Origin of the sequence: Asticcacaulis sp. (genome assembly GCF_020217185.1) — a bacterium.
GTDB lineage: Bacteria > Pseudomonadota > Alphaproteobacteria > Caulobacterales > Caulobacteraceae > Asticcacaulis.
Genome location: NZ_JAIWNX010000301.1, coordinates 1 through 17,479 on the forward strand (window position 1 = coordinate 1; position 17,479 = coordinate 17,479).

Annotated in this window: 14 protein-coding genes and 1 tRNA gene; 3 read left to right on the top strand and 12 right to left on the bottom strand. The window is 63.1% G+C overall.

The features are described 5' to 3' along the window. The 7 genes from LDL37_RS15430 to LDL37_RS15460 form a co-directional block, all read right to left on the bottom strand. On the bottom strand, positions 1 to 719 hold a 719-nt coding region (locus LDL37_RS15430; protein ID WP_290799705.1), incomplete at its 3' end, for a polysaccharide deacetylase family protein. Continuing rightward, on the bottom strand, positions 716 to 1,939 hold the full coding sequence (locus tag LDL37_RS15435; RefSeq protein WP_290799706.1) for an alanine--glyoxylate aminotransferase family protein: 1,224 nt from the start codon (positions 1,937 to 1,939) through the stop codon (positions 716 to 718). The genes LDL37_RS15430 and LDL37_RS15435, both read right to left, overlap by 4 nt. Then, positions 1,936 to 3,402 (bottom strand): allantoate amidohydrolase, encoded by a 1,467-nt coding sequence (locus tag LDL37_RS15440; protein WP_290799707.1) that lies wholly within the window; start codon positions 3,400 to 3,402, stop codon positions 1,936 to 1,938. The genes LDL37_RS15435 and LDL37_RS15440 overlap by 4 nt, the downstream gene beginning before the upstream one ends. Next, positions 3,317 to 4,891, bottom strand: coding sequence for a gamma-glutamyltransferase (locus LDL37_RS15445; protein ID WP_290799708.1), 1,575 nt, complete (start codon positions 4,889 to 4,891; stop codon positions 3,317 to 3,319). Before LDL37_RS15445 ends, LDL37_RS15440 begins: the two co-directional genes overlap by 86 nt. Next, positions 4,888 to 6,210 (bottom strand): AtzE family amidohydrolase, encoded by a 1,323-nt coding sequence (locus tag LDL37_RS15450; RefSeq protein ID WP_290799709.1) that lies wholly within the window; start codon positions 6,208 to 6,210, stop codon positions 4,888 to 4,890. The genes LDL37_RS15445 and LDL37_RS15450 overlap by 4 nt, the downstream gene beginning before the upstream one ends. Next, positions 6,207 to 6,467, bottom strand: a complete 261-nt coding sequence (locus LDL37_RS15455) for a hypothetical protein (protein WP_172961259.1) — start codon at positions 6,465 to 6,467, stop codon at positions 6,207 to 6,209. The genes LDL37_RS15450 and LDL37_RS15455 overlap by 4 nt, the downstream gene beginning before the upstream one ends. A gap of 95 nt (positions 6,468 to 6,562) precedes the next feature. Beyond that, positions 6,563 to 7,462 carry a LysR family transcriptional regulator gene (locus LDL37_RS15460; RefSeq protein WP_126423534.1) on the bottom strand — a complete coding sequence of 300 codons (900 nt, stop codon included), beginning with the start codon at positions 7,460 to 7,462 and terminating at the stop codon, positions 6,563 to 6,565. A 296-nt stretch (positions 7,463 to 7,758) separates the two neighbouring features. Between LDL37_RS15460 and LDL37_RS15465 the strand changes: the two genes are divergently transcribed. Continuing rightward, positions 7,759 to 8,589 carry a pirin family protein gene (locus tag LDL37_RS15465; protein ID WP_290799710.1) on the top strand — a complete coding sequence of 277 codons (831 nt, stop codon included), beginning with the start codon at positions 7,759 to 7,761 and terminating at the stop codon, positions 8,587 to 8,589. Positions 8,590 to 8,778: 189 nt separating this feature from the next. Beyond that, positions 8,779 to 9,390 (top strand): NAD(P)H-dependent oxidoreductase, encoded by a 612-nt coding sequence (locus tag LDL37_RS15470; RefSeq protein WP_272741539.1) that lies wholly within the window; start codon positions 8,779 to 8,781, stop codon positions 9,388 to 9,390. 169 nt (positions 9,391 to 9,559) lie between these two features. On the opposite strand, the gene otsA is transcribed toward LDL37_RS15470, so the two are convergent. Genes otsA through otsB form a run of 3 tightly spaced genes read right to left on the bottom strand, consistent with a single transcriptional unit; the run spans position 9,560 to position 13,622 of the window. Next, a complete protein-coding gene (gene otsA / locus LDL37_RS15475) occupies positions 9,560 to 11,011 on the bottom strand; it encodes an alpha,alpha-trehalose-phosphate synthase (UDP-forming) (RefSeq protein ID WP_290799711.1) in 1,452 nt (483 codons plus the stop codon). Between the two features lie 12 nt (positions 11,012 to 11,023). Continuing rightward, complete coding sequence (locus LDL37_RS15480; protein ID WP_290799712.1) at positions 11,024 to 12,883, bottom strand: glycoside hydrolase family 15 protein; 1,860 nt, start codon at positions 12,881 to 12,883, stop codon at positions 11,024 to 11,026. Next, positions 12,876 to 13,622, bottom strand: coding sequence for a trehalose-phosphatase (gene otsB / locus LDL37_RS15485; protein WP_290799713.1), 747 nt, complete (start codon positions 13,620 to 13,622; stop codon positions 12,876 to 12,878). Before otsB ends, LDL37_RS15480 begins: the two co-directional genes overlap by 8 nt. A 399-nt stretch (positions 13,623 to 14,021) precedes the next feature. On the opposite strand from otsB, the gene LDL37_RS15490 reads away from it, so the two are divergent. Beyond that, a complete protein-coding gene (locus LDL37_RS15490) occupies positions 14,022 to 15,593 on the top strand; it encodes an alpha-N-arabinofuranosidase (RefSeq protein WP_290799714.1) in 1,572 nt (523 codons plus the stop codon). 413 nt (positions 15,594 to 16,006) lie between these two features. Here LDL37_RS15490 and LDL37_RS15495 read toward each other — a convergent pair whose 3' ends face one another. Further along, positions 16,007 to 16,483: a DUF3892 domain-containing protein gene (locus tag LDL37_RS15495; protein WP_290799715.1), complete on the bottom strand. Its 477-nt coding sequence runs from the start codon at positions 16,481 to 16,483 to the stop codon at positions 16,007 to 16,009. Positions 16,484 to 17,113: 630 nt separating this feature from the next. Further along, positions 17,114 to 17,190 (bottom strand) — tRNA-Arg (locus LDL37_RS15500). Positions 17,191 to 17,479: the final 289 nt, after the last annotated feature.

Sequence of the window (17,479 nt, forward strand, 5' to 3'; positions counted from 1 at the left end):
AAGGTGTCGCGCAGGTAGCGATAGAAGGGTTCGGCATCGGCAAAGCCGTTATAGGCCACGAACTTCATATCGTTGACGTCCAGCGTATAGGGCACGATCAGTTGGGCGGTTCCATCGTTTTTCAGGCCGTATCGCGTGTCGTAATAGGGCAGATCGTCGGCGTAGGAATCGGCGTCATAGATAAAGCCGCCCTCCTCGACCACCAGCCGCGCCGTTTGGGGCGAGGTGCGCCCCTGATACCAACCCAGAGGCCGCGCCCCGGTCAGTTGAGTGTGCAGCTCTATGGCCTTGTGGATATGGTCGCGCTCCACCTCTTCCGGCACGTTTTGATAGTCGATCCAGCGGTAGCCGTGGCTGGCGATCTCCCAGTCGGCGGTCAGCATGGCCTCAACCGCCGCCGGGTTCATCTGCATCGCCGTGGCCACGCCATAGACGGTGACCGGGGCCTTGCGTTCGGTAAATATGCGGTGCAGTCGCCAGAAACCGGCGCGCGCGCCGTATTCATAGAGGCTTTCCATGGCCATGGCCCGCGCGCCGATATGGCTTTGGGCGCCGACCATTTCGGACAGGAAGGCCTCAGACCCCTTGTCACCATTGAGGACCGAGTTTTCGCCGCCCTCTTCGTAATTGATGACGAACTGCACAGCGATGCGCGCGCCGTCGGGCCACTGCGCGTCAGGGGGTGTCGGGCCATAGCCGATCAGGTCACGCGGGGTCATCCCCACACCTCCCGCGCGGCGGGGACCGCGGCCCCCAGATTGACCGCCACCCCTTCGGCGACCAGACAGGCCTCAAGGGCGGCCAGGGTCGTCAGGACCTTGGACTTCATGGCGTTATACCCCATGGCCCCGATACGCCAGATCTGCCCCTGCAAGGGGCCAAAGGCCGTACCGATCTCGATTTCGAAGTCTTCGCGCATCCGCTGACGCACACGCTCGCCATCAAGACCGTTGGGGATGTACACGCCCGTCACATTGGTCATGCGGTAGCGGTCGTCGCCATAGACGCTCAGCCCCATAGCGCGCAGCCCCGCCGTCATGGCCGCCCCGGCCCTTGTATGGCGGTCAAAGCGCGCCTCAAGCCCCTCCTGAAGCGCCACGCGGGCGCATTCGCGCGCCCCGTAAAGCATGGTCGTGGCCTCGGTATGGTGGTTCAGCCGCTTTTCCGACCAGTAGTCCATGATCATGGCCAGATCGAAATAGTTGGAGCCGATACGCGGGCGGTGGCCGTCTTCGGCATCGGCGGCGCGGATGCCCTTTTCGGTGTGGCGGCGCGAAAAGATGAACTCGGCCGCGCGGTCGGAAATCGTGATCGGCGCCGATCCTGACGGCCCGCCCAGACATTTTTGCAAGCCCGCCGTGACGATATCGACGCCCCAGCCGTCGGTCTCAATGGGCATCCCGCCCAGCGTCGCCGTGGCATCGACATAGGAAAAGGCCCCGATCTCACGGCACAACTCGCCCAGCCCGTCCAGCGGCTGCGCCATGGTGGTAGACGTGTCGCCGTGCACGCAGGCAATCACATCCGGACGGTAGTCCAGCGCCTTTTCGCGGATGGCGGCCATCGGCACCACCTCACCCCAGGGCGCATCCACCGTCGCATAGGCCGCGCCGAGCCGCTCGCAAATCTCGGTCAGCAGCAAACCAAAGCGTCCAAAGCGCACGATCAGCACCTTTGACTGCGGCGTGATCAGCGACACCAGCGCCGCCTCAATCGCCGCCCGCGCCGTGCCGTCGATCAGGAAGGTCCAGCGGTTATGCGTGCGGAACACCTGCCGATAGAGCGCCATGGTCTCGTTCATATAGGCGGTCATTTCGGGGTCGAACTGCCCCAGAAGGTCCGCCGACATGGCACGCAGCACGCGCGGGTGGGCGTTGACCGGCCCCGGCCCCATCAGCAGGCGTTGCGGCGGATTGATCTCACCGAAATAGTCGGTCATGCGGAGGCTTCCCCCAGTTTGAGTACAAGGCCGAGCAGGGCCTGAAACGCCGCTTCGGCGTCGGCCGGCTCGACGGCTTCCAAAGGATTGTGGCTGATTCCGTCCTTGCAGCGAATAAACAGCATGGCGGTGGGCGTCACACCGGCAAAGGCCATGGCGTCATGGCCCGCGCCGGACACCAGACGGCGCGGCGTATGACCGGCCTTACGCACGGCTTGCGACAGAAAATCCATCATTGACGGGTCGCACGGTGCGGCGGGCAGGTCGTGGATAAGCTGGTGCGCCACCGTCACCCCGCGAGCGGCGGCAATGGCCTCGATACGGCTGAGGATGGCCTCAGCGGCGACGTTGCGCGGAGCCTCTTCGCCCGCCCGCACGTCGATGGTGAAGACCACCTCGCCCGGCACCACATTGGGGGCATTGGGGGCGACATTGAACCGCCCGACCGTGGCCACCAGATCGTCCGGCCCGGCGCGGCCTACGGTTTCGACCGCCAGCGCCATTTCCGCTGCGGCGGTGAGCGCGTCCCGGCGCAGGGCCATGCTGTTGGTCCCGGCGTGACCGGCGACGCCCGTGACCGTCACCGCATAGCGTCTCTGACAGGCAATGGCGGTGACCACCCCCAGCGCCAGCCCTTCGGCCTCCAGCACCGGGCCCTGTTCGATATGGGCTTCGACATAGCCGATCAGCTCGGACGGGTCGCGGCAGGCGTCCGTAAAACGCTCGATATCCAGTCCGAAATCGCTCAGCGCCCTGGCTAAGCTGATGCCGTCGCGGTCGGCGACATCAAGCTGGGCCCGCTCCACCTGCCCGCACACGGCGCGCGAACAGAGCATGGAGGCCGGAAAGCGCGAGCCCTCCTCGTCGCCAAAGGCATAGAGGTCGATGGCGAACGGCAAACGCTTCTTTTGCGCGTGAAGGGCGGCCACGACATCGATTGCCAGCATGACCCCCAGCGGCCCGTCATAGGCCCCGGCGTCGCGCACCGAGTCGATGTGCGAAGCGAGGATGAGGGATTTAGCCCCTCCCCTGATTTCAGGGGAGGTACCCGCCGACCGGCGGGGGGTGGGGTTAACATCGGAGTCGGCCCCCACCACCGCATCTCGCGCTGCGCGCATCGTGCGGTCCCCCTCCCCAGCAAGCTGGGGAGGTATAGTGGCGGCCTCATACCGCCCGATCAGATTGCCTACCGGATCGAGGCGCACGGCCATCCCCGCCGCCTCCATCCACTCGCGCAGTTGCGCCAGCGTCGCGCGGTGCGCCTCGCTGAGGTAGGGGCGGAACAGGCTGTCCGCCGCCTCGCTGAACGGCGGGCGTCTGAGGGCGTCGCAGCGGGCAACGGCGCGGTATCCGCCCACCTCTACCATGCGGCCACCTCTACCATGCCGCCACCCCGCCGTCTGAACGCGGATCAGTGGCCCCTTCGATACGCCCATCCGCATGACGCACCAGCGCCCCGGCATGGCCCATCATAGAGGTGAAATTAGCTACGATTTCCGTCTGATGTCCCGCTTTCTTTAAGTTCTCAATTAACTCCGTCTCAAACCGGCCTTCAAGCTTGAGCGAGACGCTCTCCTCGCCCCAGGTCTTGCCCAGAAGCCAGCGCGGCGCGGTGAGGGCGGCTTGTAAGGACATACCGGCGTTGTAACGGCTGAAAACAGCGGCTTGCGTCTGCGGCTGTCCCTCACCGCCCATCGTGCCGTAGCTCATCACCCGCCCGTCCTCAAAGACGGCCAGCGCCGGATTGAGCGTATGGAACGGCTTGCGCCCCGGTTTCAGGGCATTCCAGCCGCTTTCGGCCAGACGGAACGACGCCCCGCGGTTCTGCCAGATAATGCCCGTTTCCGGCAGGACGAGGCCCGAACCGAACTCGAAATAGGTGCTCTGAATGGCGGTGACGGCACGACCCTCGGCATCAATAGCCCCGAACCACACCGTGTCGCCCTGTTGCGGCTCATAGGGCCACGGCAGGGCCTGTGCGCGGTCGATGGTCGCCGCCAGCGCGTCGAGCGCCGCTGCGTCGGACAGCAGGGCCTGCGCATCGAAATCCATATAGGCCGGGTCGCCAATATGCTGATCACGCAGCAAAAACGCCTGTTTGGTGGCTTCGATCAGGCCGTGCAGATGGTCGAAATGGTCGTGTCCCTTAACCCCCAACCGGTCGTACAGGGCCAGTATCAGCAAGGACGCGAAGCCCTGTGTCGGCGGGGTCATGTTATAAAGCTGCGCCCCACGCAGGCGCGTGGTCAGCGGCACGGGCGTCGTGGCGCGGTGGGCGCGCAAATCCTCGCCACAGACCGGCGACCCGGCGCGACCGAGATCAGCCGCAATGACGCGCGCCAGATCACCTTCGTAGAAGTCGCGCAATCCCCTGGCCGCCAGCGCTTTCAGCGTCACCGCCAGAGCCGGTTGCGTCAGGATCGCGCCTTCTTTCAAGGGTTGATTATCAGGCCGGAACGCCGCACCATAGCCGTACTGGTCCTTCAGCTCGACGTCCTTGGCGGCGGCGATGTCGGCTCCACCTTTGGTCACCACAACACCCGTTTCGGCGTAGTGGATGGCCGCTTCCAACAGCGCCTCCAGCGGGAGCGGATCGGCCACCCGCCACAACAGCGCCTCCCAACCGGAGACGGTGCCCGCCACCGTATTGGCCGCCAAAGGCCCGCGCCAGGGTACGCGGGCATGGCCCTTATAGAGGTCGAGCGTGGCCCCTTGCGCCGCCGCGCCGCAGGCACTGACGCCGTGCACCGACCCGTCGGGTTCGCGCACGATCCAGAAGCTGTCGCCGCCGATGGAATTCATGTGCGGATAGACGACGGCCAGCGCTGCCGCCGTGGCCACCGCCGCCTCGATGGCCGTGCCGCCGCGTTTGAGGATATCGAGCCCCGCCTGCGCCGCCAGATGGTGCGGCGCCGTGACCATGCCTCGCAGGGATGCCGCCGTATGGATCATGCGCACCCTCCCGGTGCCGTAAAGCCCAAGACGCCCTCGTCCTCCAGCCGGTGCAGCAGGTCGAACACCGCGCCTTCGAGGCCCGGTCGCGTGATGATTTGCAGGCCGATGGGCAGGCCCTCGGTCTTCAGCGGCGCGGCAATTACCGGCACGCCCGTCAGCGAAATGGCCTGCGCATAGATCCCCAGATGGGCGCGCGCCGGGGCCGGTTTGCCGTCGATCAGGATGGTCCCCGCCTCAATCAGCGGGGCGGAACAGGGCGTGGCTGGGGCAATCAGAACATCAAACTGATCAAACAGTTGATAGAAAATCTTGCGATAATGGTCACGGTAGCTCAGCGCCTTATCCAGCACAGCCGCGGGCAGCATGGCCCCGGCGATCAGCCGGTCGCGCACCGCCGGATCATAGTCCGGCGCCCGCGCCCGCAAGGTGTCCAGATGCAGCGCCCCACCGAGCGCCGCCGTCATCACAAAGCCCGCCGAACGCCCGGCCTCGGCCTGCGGCAACTTCGCGACGGCGTTGCCCCCCAGATGCGCCATCAGGGCATCGACGGCGCTCACCGCTTCCGGGGCGGCATTGCGCGCGAAAAAGCCTTCCAGCCGCGCAACGCGCAACGGTTGATTGCCCCCGGTCAGCGCCTCACCGGCAAGCACTTCATACAGGCGGCGCAGGTCACGGCTGCTGCGCGCGAACGGCCCGACCGTATCGAGCGCTTCGACAAACGGAAACACGCCTGAAAGCGGCACCGCCCCTTGCGCCGGGCGCATCCCCCACACGCCGCACAGCGAGGCCGGAACGCGCACCGAGCCATTGGTATCTGAGCCCAGGCTCAGCGGCACAGACCCCGCCGCTACGGCGGCCGCCGACCCGCCGGAGGAGCCCCCGGCCAACCGCGCCGGATCGTGCGGGTTCAGAGTGGTGCCAAAATGGGCATTGACCGTGGCAAAACCGTAGGCGAATTCGTCCATATTCAGCGTGCCGATCAGGATTGCACCGGCGGCCTTCACACGGCGCACGACCTCGGCGTCCTGCATCGCCGCTGCCGCGCCAAGACGCAGTTTGGCCCCGGCGGTCGTCACCTGTCCCGCCACGTCGAACAGGTCCTTGACGGCAAACGGCACCCCGGCCAGAGGCCCGGACATCTCACCGCGATCAACGGCCTGCGCACTGGCCACGGCTTCGGAGGCAAAGACGCGGGTAAAGGCGCAAAAGGGATCACTCAGCGCCGCCTCGACCGCCTGACGCACCACCGCCTCCGCCGTGATCTCGCGACGGGCAATGGCATTGGCCAGATCGAGCGCACTGCGGGTGTCGCTCATGCCTCGGTGTCCTTAGAGCGCATTCCGAAAAGTGTGAAACGGTTTTCGGAATCAAATGCGCGACAAAACAAAATGTTAGAGCGGAATTTCGATTCAGGCTGAACGAAATCCACTCTAAACGCATCCTCGATAATGGCCGCGTGCTGATGCAGAAGCCGCAGAGTGGCGCTCACCGCCGCCTGACTGTCCTCGCTGAGGGACAGGCCCAAAAAGGCCGCCGCCCCTTCGCTCAACCGGTCGAAATCCTCCGGCTCCATTACCGCCTCCGTGTTATCAGATATGAACTTAAACGTTTCACCAAGCCTGACAAGTCCCTTTTCGCACCCGCAACAATCTTCCGTAGGCGGCGCGTTTACAAGACCTCATTGGCGAAGCGCAGGGCCAGAAAATCGACCAGCGCCCGCACCCGCGCCGTGCGCGAGCGTCCGGGCGGCATGACGGCGCACAGCGGCACGGTGGTATTATACTCCGGCAGGATGGGTACCACCTGCCCCGACGCAATGGCCTCGCTGCTGATGAAGGCCGGCAGGCGCGCCACGCCCAGACCCGCCACCGCCGCGCTGAGCAGCATGTCGCCATTGTCCGACCTCAGCCGCACCGGGATACGCACCATGCGCTCCTCACCATTGACCACGAAGCGCCAGACGTCGCCGGGGGCGACATTGGTGTAGAGCAGGCAATCGAGTTGCCCCAGATCGTCGGGCGTCTGCGGCGTGCCCTTCTGGCTCAGATAGTCGGGGCTGGCGACGATCATGCCATTGATATGCCCGATCCGCCGCGCGATCAGCGTCGAGTCCGTCAGTTCGCCGATACGGATCACCACGTCAAAGCCGCCGCCCAGCACATCGACCTTGCGGTCATCAAAGCTGACATCCAGCTCGATGCGCGGGTTGCGCACGGCAAACTCGGTCAGGACGGGGGCCAGGTGCGACACGCCAAAGCTCAGCGGGGCCGACAGGCGAATAGGCCCGGCGACCTCCAGCATGGCGTCATTGACCGCCTCCTGCGCCGCCTCAAGCTGCGCCATGGCCTCGCGCGCCTTGGCGTAATAGAGGGCACCGACATCGGTGGTCTGGGTGCCGCGCGCCGTGCGCGTCAGAAGCCGCGCTTTCAACTGGTCTTCGAGGTGCGCCACGCGGCGTGAGACGATGGACTTGGCCACCCCCAGCCGATCGGCGGCCCGCGCAAAGGAACCGGTTTCCACCACCAGAAAGAAGGCGTTGAGATCGTCGAGATCGACTCCGGGCGTCATGGGTGTCCCTCTTTCTAGTGTCCTGAATCTGAAATTCGCATGCGTTTGATATCGCTCTCTGGCGAATTTCAGATTCAACAGGACACTAGCAACTTATTGTATCTAGTATCGTTTTGAATTTGAAGTTCGCACCGCTGTCGATATGAAAATGAAGCGAACTTCAAATTCACGATACTAGCGTTGCTCTAAGCGAAACACCGGGGTTCATTTTTGCAGGCTTCTGACAACGCATAAACCCGGCTATACGTCTCGTCAACACGGGGAGCCCCCGCTCCCCCGTTTGGAAAGACACCACCATGACCACACAACGCAGCGTTACCCGCCTCGTGCGCGGCCTGCCGGCCACCGATGGCGCGGGCGTCAAGCTGACCCGCGTTCTGGGCACGCAGGCCCTGCCGGAGGTCGATCCCTTCCTGATGCTGGATGAGTTCCGCTCGGACGACCCGCAGGCCTATATTGCCGGCTTCCCCGACCATCCGCACCGCGGCTTTGAAACCATCACCTACATGCTGGCCGGGCGGATGCGCCATAAGGATTCCAAAGGCAATGAAGGCCTTCTGGGCCCCGGCGACGTGCAATGGATGACCACGGCACGCGGCCTCGTCCACTCTGAAATGCCGGAGCAGGAAGACGGCCTGATGCAGGGCTTTCAGTTGTGGCTGAACCTGCCCGCCAGAGAAAAGATGCTCGATCCGCAATATAAGGACGTGCCCGCCAACACCATCCCGGTGGTCCGCCATTCCGATGCCTGGGTTAAGCTGCTGGCCGGAACCTATCAGGGCCAGACCGGGCCGATCCAGTCGCCGACGACGAAGCCGTTTATCGCCGATGTGTCGCTCGACGGCGGGGCCGCCCTCACCCTGCCCGTGCCCGCAGGCCATGCCGGTTTCGCCTATGTCTTCGATGGCGACGCCCTGATCAACGGTCAGAGCGTGGCGCGCGGTCAGGCGGCGGTCCTGAGCGACGGTGCCGAACTGCCGCTGTCTGGCGGTCTTGACGGCGCCCGCGTGCTGGTCGTGCTGGGTCAGCCGCTGAAGGAGCCCATCGCCCGCCACGGCCCGTTCGTCATGAACACGCCGCAGGAAATCTATCAGGCCTTTGCCGACTATCAGGCCGGGCGCTTTTAGTCTTGCCCCTCGCCGGGTGCGGGCTCCGCCACCTTGGCCGCCGCCTCAATGGCGGCTTGAGCGGAGTGATTATAGAAATCCCTCCGCACTTAACCCCTGATGCCTGACCCGTCCCCTCTTGACGGGTCAGGTTTACCCCCAATATAGAATCGTATCTGTTGCGGTTATCTTTTACGCAAGGAGACTACCATGTCCAAGGTTCTCATCGTCAATTCCTCGATCAAGGGCGAAGGCTCGATCTCACGCCAGCTGGTCGAAACCTATAAGGATAGCCTGCTCAAGGCCGACGCCAAGACGCAGTTCATCGAACTCGACCTCGGCCTCAACCCGTTGCCGGTGCTGAGCGCCTCGAACATCAACGGCTTCTTCGGCAATATCGGCGAAAGCGCCGAAGCCTCGGCCCTGGCCGAAACCGTCGAAGCGCGCGTCTCGGAGCTTGAGGCGGCTGACATCCTCGTCCTCGGCGCGCCGATGTACAATTTCGGCATGTCGGCCCTGCTGAAGACGTGGTTCGACTACGTGCTGCGCGCCGGTCGCACCTTCCGCTACACCGAGTCCGGCCCGGAAGGTCTGGTCAAGGGCAAGAAGGCCGTGGTCATCGAAACGCGCGATGGCAAATATTCCGAAGGCCCCGCCTCGGTCATGGACTTTCAGGAAGGCCATATCCGCACGCTGCTGGGCTTTATCGGCATCACCGACGTGACCTTTATCCGCTCGGAGGCCATGGCCTTCGGTCCGGACATCAAGGCCGCGGCGATTGAAAGCGCCGCCAAGGCCCTGAGCGAACTGGCTGCCGCTTAATAGCAGGGGTCATTGAAAATGACTCTTGGTATTCCTTTCGAGAATGTCTCATGTTGCCGACACGTATGAGACAGTCTCGAGTTTTCAACGGCCGGATGCGGTCAGCATCTTCGGCCGTTGGTATAAGTTATGTCGCCTCCTCCCTGTGCCTTTGGCGCAGGGAGGAGGGTTAGCTGGCCACCGGTAAGGTCACGACCCTGTCGTCGGACTGTCCGTCCGGAAAGGTGTCGCCGTCCGGCGTCACCTCGCCTTCATCCCTCAGCTTGGCTACAAAGTCGTTTCGCCACCACACCACGTCCTCGGCCATCACGCCGTGCATCAGGTCTTCGTGGCGCTGCTTACGTTCCTTGAGCGGCATGTGCACCGCCTCGGCAATGGCTTCGGCCATGGCCTGACGGTCGAACGGGTTGACGATCAGCGCCGCCTGCATCTGGGCCGCCGCCCCGGCAAATTCCGACAGGATAAGCACCCCCGGATCGCGTTCGTCCTGCGCCGCCACAAACTCCTTGGCCACCAGATTCATGCCGTCGCGCAACGGCGTCACCAGCCCGACGTGCGAGGCGCGGTAGATACCCGCCAGCTCATCCCGGCGATAGGCGCGATTGACATAGCGCACCGGCACCCAGTCGATGGTGGCGTGTTCGCCATTGATGCGCCCGGACAGGCTGTCGAGCCGTGCCCGCAGTTCCTGATAGGTATTGACCTCCTCGCGCGTCGCCGTGGCGATCTGCATCAAAAAGACCTCACCCCCCATGCGCGGATGGTTGTTGAGGAACTGCTCATAGGCCAGAAAACGCTCCTCCAGCCCCTTGGAATAGTCGAGCCGATCGACACCGGTGATCATCTTGCGCCCGGCCTGCGAATTACGCATCAGATTGTAGAAGGCCAGCGCCTTGTCCGAGGTGGCAGCCGCCGTAAAATCCTCGCTGTCGATACCGATGGGGAAGGCTCCGGCGCGGATCGTCTTGCCAAAGGCGCGCAGACGGCCATCGGGCAACATCTCGCCGTCAGCGGCGTGCACCACATATTCCTGAAAGGCATTGAGGCTGTCTTCGGTCTGAAAGCCGAGCAGGTCATAGTCGAACAGGGTTTCCACCAGCTCGCGATGCTTGGGCAGGGTCTGAAACACGCGCATGGCCGGCCACGGAATGTGCAGGAAAAAGCCGATGCGGTTGCTCACCCCGTGCTTGCGCAGCATCGAGGCCAGCGGCAGCAGGTGATAGTCCTGCACCCACAACAGGTCCTCTTTCTCGACCAGCGGAAACAGGGTGTCGGCAAAGCGCTGATTGACGCGCAGATAGCCCTCGTCAAAGCTGCGCTCAAAGGCCACGAGGTCGGTGCGGTAATGGAACAGCGGCCACAGGGTGCGGTTAGCGTAGCCATTGTAATATTCCTGCACGTCCTGCGCCTCTAGGTCGGTCAGGGCGACGGTGACGCCGCCGATCTTCTGGATCGACAAGTGGCCGGTAAACGCCTCGGTCGTCTGCCCGGACCAGCCGAACCAGATGCCGTTTTCTTCGCGCAAGGCCGCTGACAGGGCCATGGCCAGCCCACCCTGCGTGCCGACGCTGGCGTCGCTCGGCGGGTTGACGCGGTTGGATACAACGATCAGTCGCCCCATGACTTCTACTCCTTACCTGACATCGCGCCACGGGCGGCTGAGCAGCCCGGCGCAGTTGATGATCCCGACCAGCGAATAGGTTTGCGGGTAGTTGCCCCACAACTGGCCGTCGTCGTAGGCCGTATCTTCGGACAGCAGACCGGCCGCGGTCCGCCGTTTCAGCATCCCTTCGAACAGGGTACGCGCCTCATCGCTGCGGCCCGCATGGTGCAGGGCCTCGATCAGCCAGAAGGTGCAGAAGTTGAACGCCGTTTCCGGCTCGCCGAAATCGTCGGGCACGGCGTAGCGCAGCATGTGCTCGCCGCGCCGCAACCCCGCCTCGACCGCCGCCAGCGTCGCCAGATGGCGCGGATCGTCAGGCGTTATAAAGCGCAGGTCGATCATCTGAAGCAGGCTGGCATCCAGGTGCGCGTGGTCGAAACAGGCGCTGAAACTGCCGCCTTCGCCGCAAAAGGCCCGCGATTCGATGGCGGCGCGGATGGTACGGGCGTGGCCGCGCCACACCTCGGCGCGGTCGGGCAGCCCCAGCGCCAGAGCGGCGTTTTCCAGCCGGTCGCAGGCCGCCCAGCACATCAGGGCCGAATAGGTATGGATGTTGGACAGGGTGCGGTATTCCCACAAACCGGCATCGGGCTTGTCAAACACCTCCAAAGCCCGCTCGCCCATGCGTTCCAGCGCGCGGAAATCGCTTTCCGTCCCCGGTTGCAGCAGCCGCTGATCGAAGAAGGCGTGCACCGCCGACAGGACGATCTGCCCATAGACGTCGTGCTGATGCTGGATATAGGCCAGATTGCCGACGCGCACCGGCCCCATGCCGCCATAGCCGGGCAAGGCCGTCGCCTCGGTTTCCGGCAGTTCCGGGCCGAAGCCGATACCATAGACGGGCTGGATCGGACCCTCGCCCGCCTGATCGACGATATTGCGCAGATATTTCAGGTAGTTTTCGAGGATATCGACCGCCCCCAGCCGCGTCAGGGCCTGCACCACATAATAGGCATCGCGGATCCAGCAATAGCGGTAATCCCAGTTGCGCCCGGAATCCGGGGCTTCGGGGATGGAGGTGGTCATGGCCGCCACAATGGCGCCCGTCTCTTCATAGACGCATAGCTTCAGGGCGATGGCGGCGCGGATGGTCGCCTCCTGCCACTCCAGCGGCAGGGAAAGCGTGCGCACCCAGCGCTTCCAGTAGGCGTCGGTCTGCTCGTACATGTCGCGCACCCCTTGCAGGATGCCGGTCGAAAACGGCTCATCCGGCCCCAGAAAGAAGGCCAGCGGCTCCTCGACGCGGAAGGTGCGTTCGTTCAGCAGGTGCGAGACGGGGCAGTTGGTGGTCAGGCGCAGATCGGTGTCCGTGCCCATAAAACGGATATGGTTGGAGCCGAAGGAATGCGGCGCGCGCTCTGTGCCGTAATCCCGCATGGGCCGCAGCCGCACCCGGATGCGTGGTGCGCCGCTCAGCGGCCTCAACAGGCGGCAGAAGGCCACGGGGCGATACTGCCGCTCATGATGGCGAAAGCGCGGGCAGAAGTCGAGGATCTCAAGCTGCGCGCCCTTTTCGTCGGTCAGGACGGTACGCAGGACCGCGCTATTGCGTTCATAGGCCTGTTCGGCGCGCGCCAGACCGATGAGGTCGATGGCCCACACGCCCTGCGCCGTGGCCTCGCTTGCCGCCACACCGCTCAGCAGGTTGCTGAACACCGGGTCGCCGTCAAAGCGCGGGATACAGGCCCACACCCAGTTGCCGCGCGCGTCGATCAGGGCCGACACCGTGCCATTGCCGATCAGCCCCAGATCGAGGCTATGGCTGAGCGGCCCGCGGCTTGGGGCGGCTTTTGTGGCCGTGACCGGCACGGGAGACGACTGATCAGGCATGATGCGTCACCCCCGCATCCAGCCAGTCGAGCACGGCCTGCACATTGGGCAGACGGAAGGCGGCGGCACTCTCCCTCGCCTCCCCCACCAATATGCCGAAACCGCCCAGTTGCGCGGCCGCCCGGAAGGCGTGTTCATCGGTCAGGTCGTCGCCGACAAACACCGGCCGAAAGCCTTCAAACGGCGGCTCATTCATGAACGCACGCAAAGCGTCGCCCTTGTCCGGGCCCGGCGCGCGCAGCTCGACCACGCGGTCGCCCGGTTGCAGCACCAGAGGCGAGTTTTGCGCGATATTGGCGGTGATGGTTTTCACCATGCCCTCGGCCTGCGGATTGAGGCGGTAATGCACGCCGATCGACTGCCCCTTGGCCTCGATCAGCACGCCGGATTTCTGCTCCGCAAGCCCGCTTAAGACCAGTAACGCCTGCTCCAGCGCGTGGCGCACCGGCTCGGTCAGGATCTGGTCCCGGCGCTCCCCTTCGGCATCGCGGCGCTCCAGCCCGTGTACCCCCGCCACAGCCCGCACCGTGTTGCCGGTAATATAGTCAATCTCAGCAATCGACCGGCCCGACAGAATGGCCAGCCGTCCGCCCAGCACGCGGCGCGCCCGCCCCAGCAGATCGGTGCGCCGGGGCTCCGGGCCGACATCCTCCGGACGCGGGCGGATGTGGGCCAGAGTGCCATCTATATCGAGGAACAGCGCGGTCGTCCGCGCGTCCAGCCGCTCTGGTAATATCATACGTCAAACCGTCAATGTCATGGCTTCGCAAAGCAAAGCCTCTGGCCGCAGAATCGGGCCGGTCAGCGGGGCACAAAGGTCGAAAGGCGCACCGCAGGGTCAGGCGTTATAAATGGCCGAACGGGCCATAAGGATGCCATTATTAAAGGGCGCTTCGCTATGTCGCTGTTGAGGCCGAAGCGTAAGCACCTGACCACCTTACACTTTTGCCGTTCACGCAGAGGTCAAAAGGCCGTCATACGCGCGTGACCGCTATTCAATCGGTTGCACGCAGGCTCAATAGTGTTGATTTCACCCAAGGCCGTGCTAATTGTAGGACATAATAAGAGGCCGGGGAGGCAGTGCCACCTGCCAACGTCCCTACCCCGCCCGACACATCACTCCCAAAGAGGTAACCCCATGTTGAAATCTCTCACCGCCCTGGCGCTGACGGCTGTTGCCGGCTGTTCGGTCACCACCGCCTTCGCGGCTCCGGCCAAAATCGACGCCACCCTGAAACCCGATCAGCCCGGTCTGGAAATCCCCCGCCACATCTACGGTCAGTTTTCCGAACACCTCGGCCTCGGTGTCTATGAAGGCATCTGGGTGGGCAAGGACTCGTCCATCCCCAACACGCGCGGCATCCGTAATGACGTGGTGGCGGCCCTGAAGGCCATCAAGATGCCCAACGTCCGCTGGCCCGGCGGCTGCTTCGCCGATGAATACCACTGGCGCGACGGCATCGGCGATCCGGCCAAACGCCCGGTGCGCAAGAACAACTGGTGGGGCGGCACGCCGGAAACCAATCAGTTCGGCACGCACGAATTCTTCGATTTTGTCGAGCAAACGGGCTCGGAAGCCTATCTGGCGGTCAATGTCGGCTCGTCCAACCCGACCGAGATGCGCGAATGGATCGAATATATGACCTCCCCCGGTGAGGACGATCTGGCCAAGGAGCGCCGCGCCAATGGCCGTGACAAGCCGTTCAAGGTGCCCTTCATCGGCATTGGCAACGAAAGCTGGGGCTGCGGCGGCGAAATGCGCCCGGAATACTATGCCGACGTCTATCGCCGTTTCTCGGCCTTCTTCCATAAGGGCACGGACAATCCAGCCGTGCGCGTCGCTTCGGGCTCCAATGCCGACGACGTCAACTGGACCGACGTCGTGGTCGGCAGTGCCGGCAAGCGCATGGACGCCATCTCGCTGCACTATTACACCCTGCCGACCGCCAACTGGTCGAAGAAGGGTCCAGCGACCAACTTCCCGGTCGATCAGTGGTATTCAACCTTCTATCAGACCTCGCGCATGGACAAGATCATCCGTGACCACAGCGCGGCCATGGACAAGCACGATCCGAACAAGCGCATCGCGCTCTATGTCGATGAATGGGGCACCTGGTACGATGTTGAGCCCGGCACCAATCCCGGCCACCTCTATCAGCAAAACACCCTGCGCGACGGCATTGTGGCGGCCTATAATTTCAACATCTTCCACCGTCATACCGACCGCGTGAAGATGACCAATATCGCCCAGACCATCAACGTCCTTCAGGCCATGATCCTGACCGACAAGGAAAAGATGGCCCTGACGCCGACCTATTACGCCTACAAGATGTACGTGCCGTTCCAGGACGCCACCCTCATCCCGCTCGACGTGACCGCCCCGAACCTGCAAGGCAAGGACGGCAAGGGCGTGCTTCAGGACTATCCGGCCTTCAACGTCACCGCTGCCAAGGCCAAGGACGGCAAAACCTATATCGGCGTGGCCAATACCAACCTGACCGAAGGCTATGTGCTGAACATCAATCTCGGCACGCTGAAAGCCAAGTCGGTGTCGGGTGATGTGCTGACCGCGGACAAGATGGACGCGCACAATGTGCCGGGCCAGCCGGAAACCATCTCTCTGGCCCCCTTCAAGGGCGGCAAGATCAAGAACGGCACGCTGGAACTGACCATCCCGGCCAAGTCGGTCGTGGTGGTAAAGCTGGACTAAGCGCTTTGAGTTGACACGCTTTACGCCCCCTGCGTCTTCGGATGCAGGGGCCGCAAAGAGCGAATGCCGCCGAACAAGTACCTGTCGGCCGCGTCGTGGGCGGAGTGGGGTCAGGCGGTGCCGCTAACCGGCGCAGCCCTTGGTGACGTGCTGATCTTCCAGCGCCAAGGCGGTGGCCATGCCGACCTGTATGTCGGCGAAGACGCCGACTGTTTCCACGTTCTCGGTGGCAACCAATCGGACGCGGTGACGATCACGCGGAACGCCAAGGCTCGCCTGTTCGCTGTCCGACGGCCCCCCTATCTGGCGACTCCCGATAACGTCCGAAGATCAAGCTAACGCCCGGCGGGCCTGTTAGTTTGAATGAGGCTTAAGAAAAAGGGCGGGGATTAATACTCCCGCCCTTTTCGACCTCATCGTCCGACGAAAAGCTCAGACAGGCCAGAAAGTGCATTTGACGTCGGGGCAGAAGACAGCACAGACTCACGCACGGGAGGAAAACTACCTAGCGCATTCGTAATGGCTGACGGTGCGCGGTCATTGCATAGGATTTCCATCTCCCCCGCCGATAACGCGGCAAGTTTCCTTACGCGCGGTGGCGTTTTCTTCCCCCCGGTATGCAAGGCGATATGGCCTAAGTTATCCCAAGCGCGGCCGTTCGGGCGTGTCGTCAGGTAATAGCGGCCGGACCGAAAATGCCTGCGGATATAAACAGGCGCGGAATAGCCATTATGGGCAGTGGCCATCATGCCGCCAGTATTGATGAAGCTATTGGCTTTCTCAATAGGCAGTCGGGTTCGGCCGTCGCTCACCCAATCAATCCGATAATCGTCATCAGGGCCGTCCGCGCCGACGGAGGTGATGAAAAACGTTTTTCCAAGGTTATGCATGGTAGCATCTCATAATGCGGCTTGACGGTTTAAGCGTTTTCATCCTAACTATCCGCCCGGCCTTTGTTGGTAACAATGCCCGCCACGAATCTTGGTGGATTCCCCGTTGGCGCGCATTAAACATGATGACCGGAAATATGCTTTAAGCAAGCATTAACCTCGCCCAACGGTTGATTTGGCGAGGTTTTTGCGCGTGTTGCTGGGGATAATGGGGATACGGAGTTTACGGCTGAAGGAATATATCTATCTGCTGAGTGGTCTTTCCGTCCCAATCCCTCACTAAGGTGTACAGTACCTACGCGACGGTATAGCGCACTTCCTCGTCTACGCCGTCTCAGACGCCACGAAGTTCTGATCAGACGCCGAGGCAAACAGGAAGCATCATCGCCGATAGCGGTTTCTTCGCTGTGTAGGCCGGGTAAAATTCTTAAAGTGCACGATTTCAGTGCCAACCCTTATGGACCTTGACGCACCCGGCGCGATTGATGCGCCGCGTTTTAACGCGGCTTACCCCTTCGGGGCGCCTTCGGCGTCGCGCGCCCTTCCGGGTCGCGCCGAACGCAGGTGCCTCCAACCGGCAGAGTACCCCATAAACAAACAGCCTCCCCTTTTGGGGAGGCTGTTTGTTTATGGCGCACCCGGCGCGATTCGAACGCACGACCTTTGCCTTCGGAGGGCAACGCTCTATCCAGCTGAGCTACGGGTGCCCGTTGGGGCGTAAGGCCTGTGGGGGCCTTGGACAGGGCGGACCCTAAGCTAAACCGCTTGGGCGCTCAATCCTAAAAACGCAGTCGCCCCCGACTTTTGCCACAACTTTTCAAAGTCACGCCAAGAGGGCTTTTGGACAACAAAAAAGGCCGAACGCTGAGCGATCCGGCCTTTGATATATTTGTGCATGAAGGGTTTTGGTGACTTGAACGTTATAGACCTGGCGGCGACCTACTCTCCCGCGCCTTAAGACGAAGTACCATTGGCCCAGGCAGGCTTAACGACCGA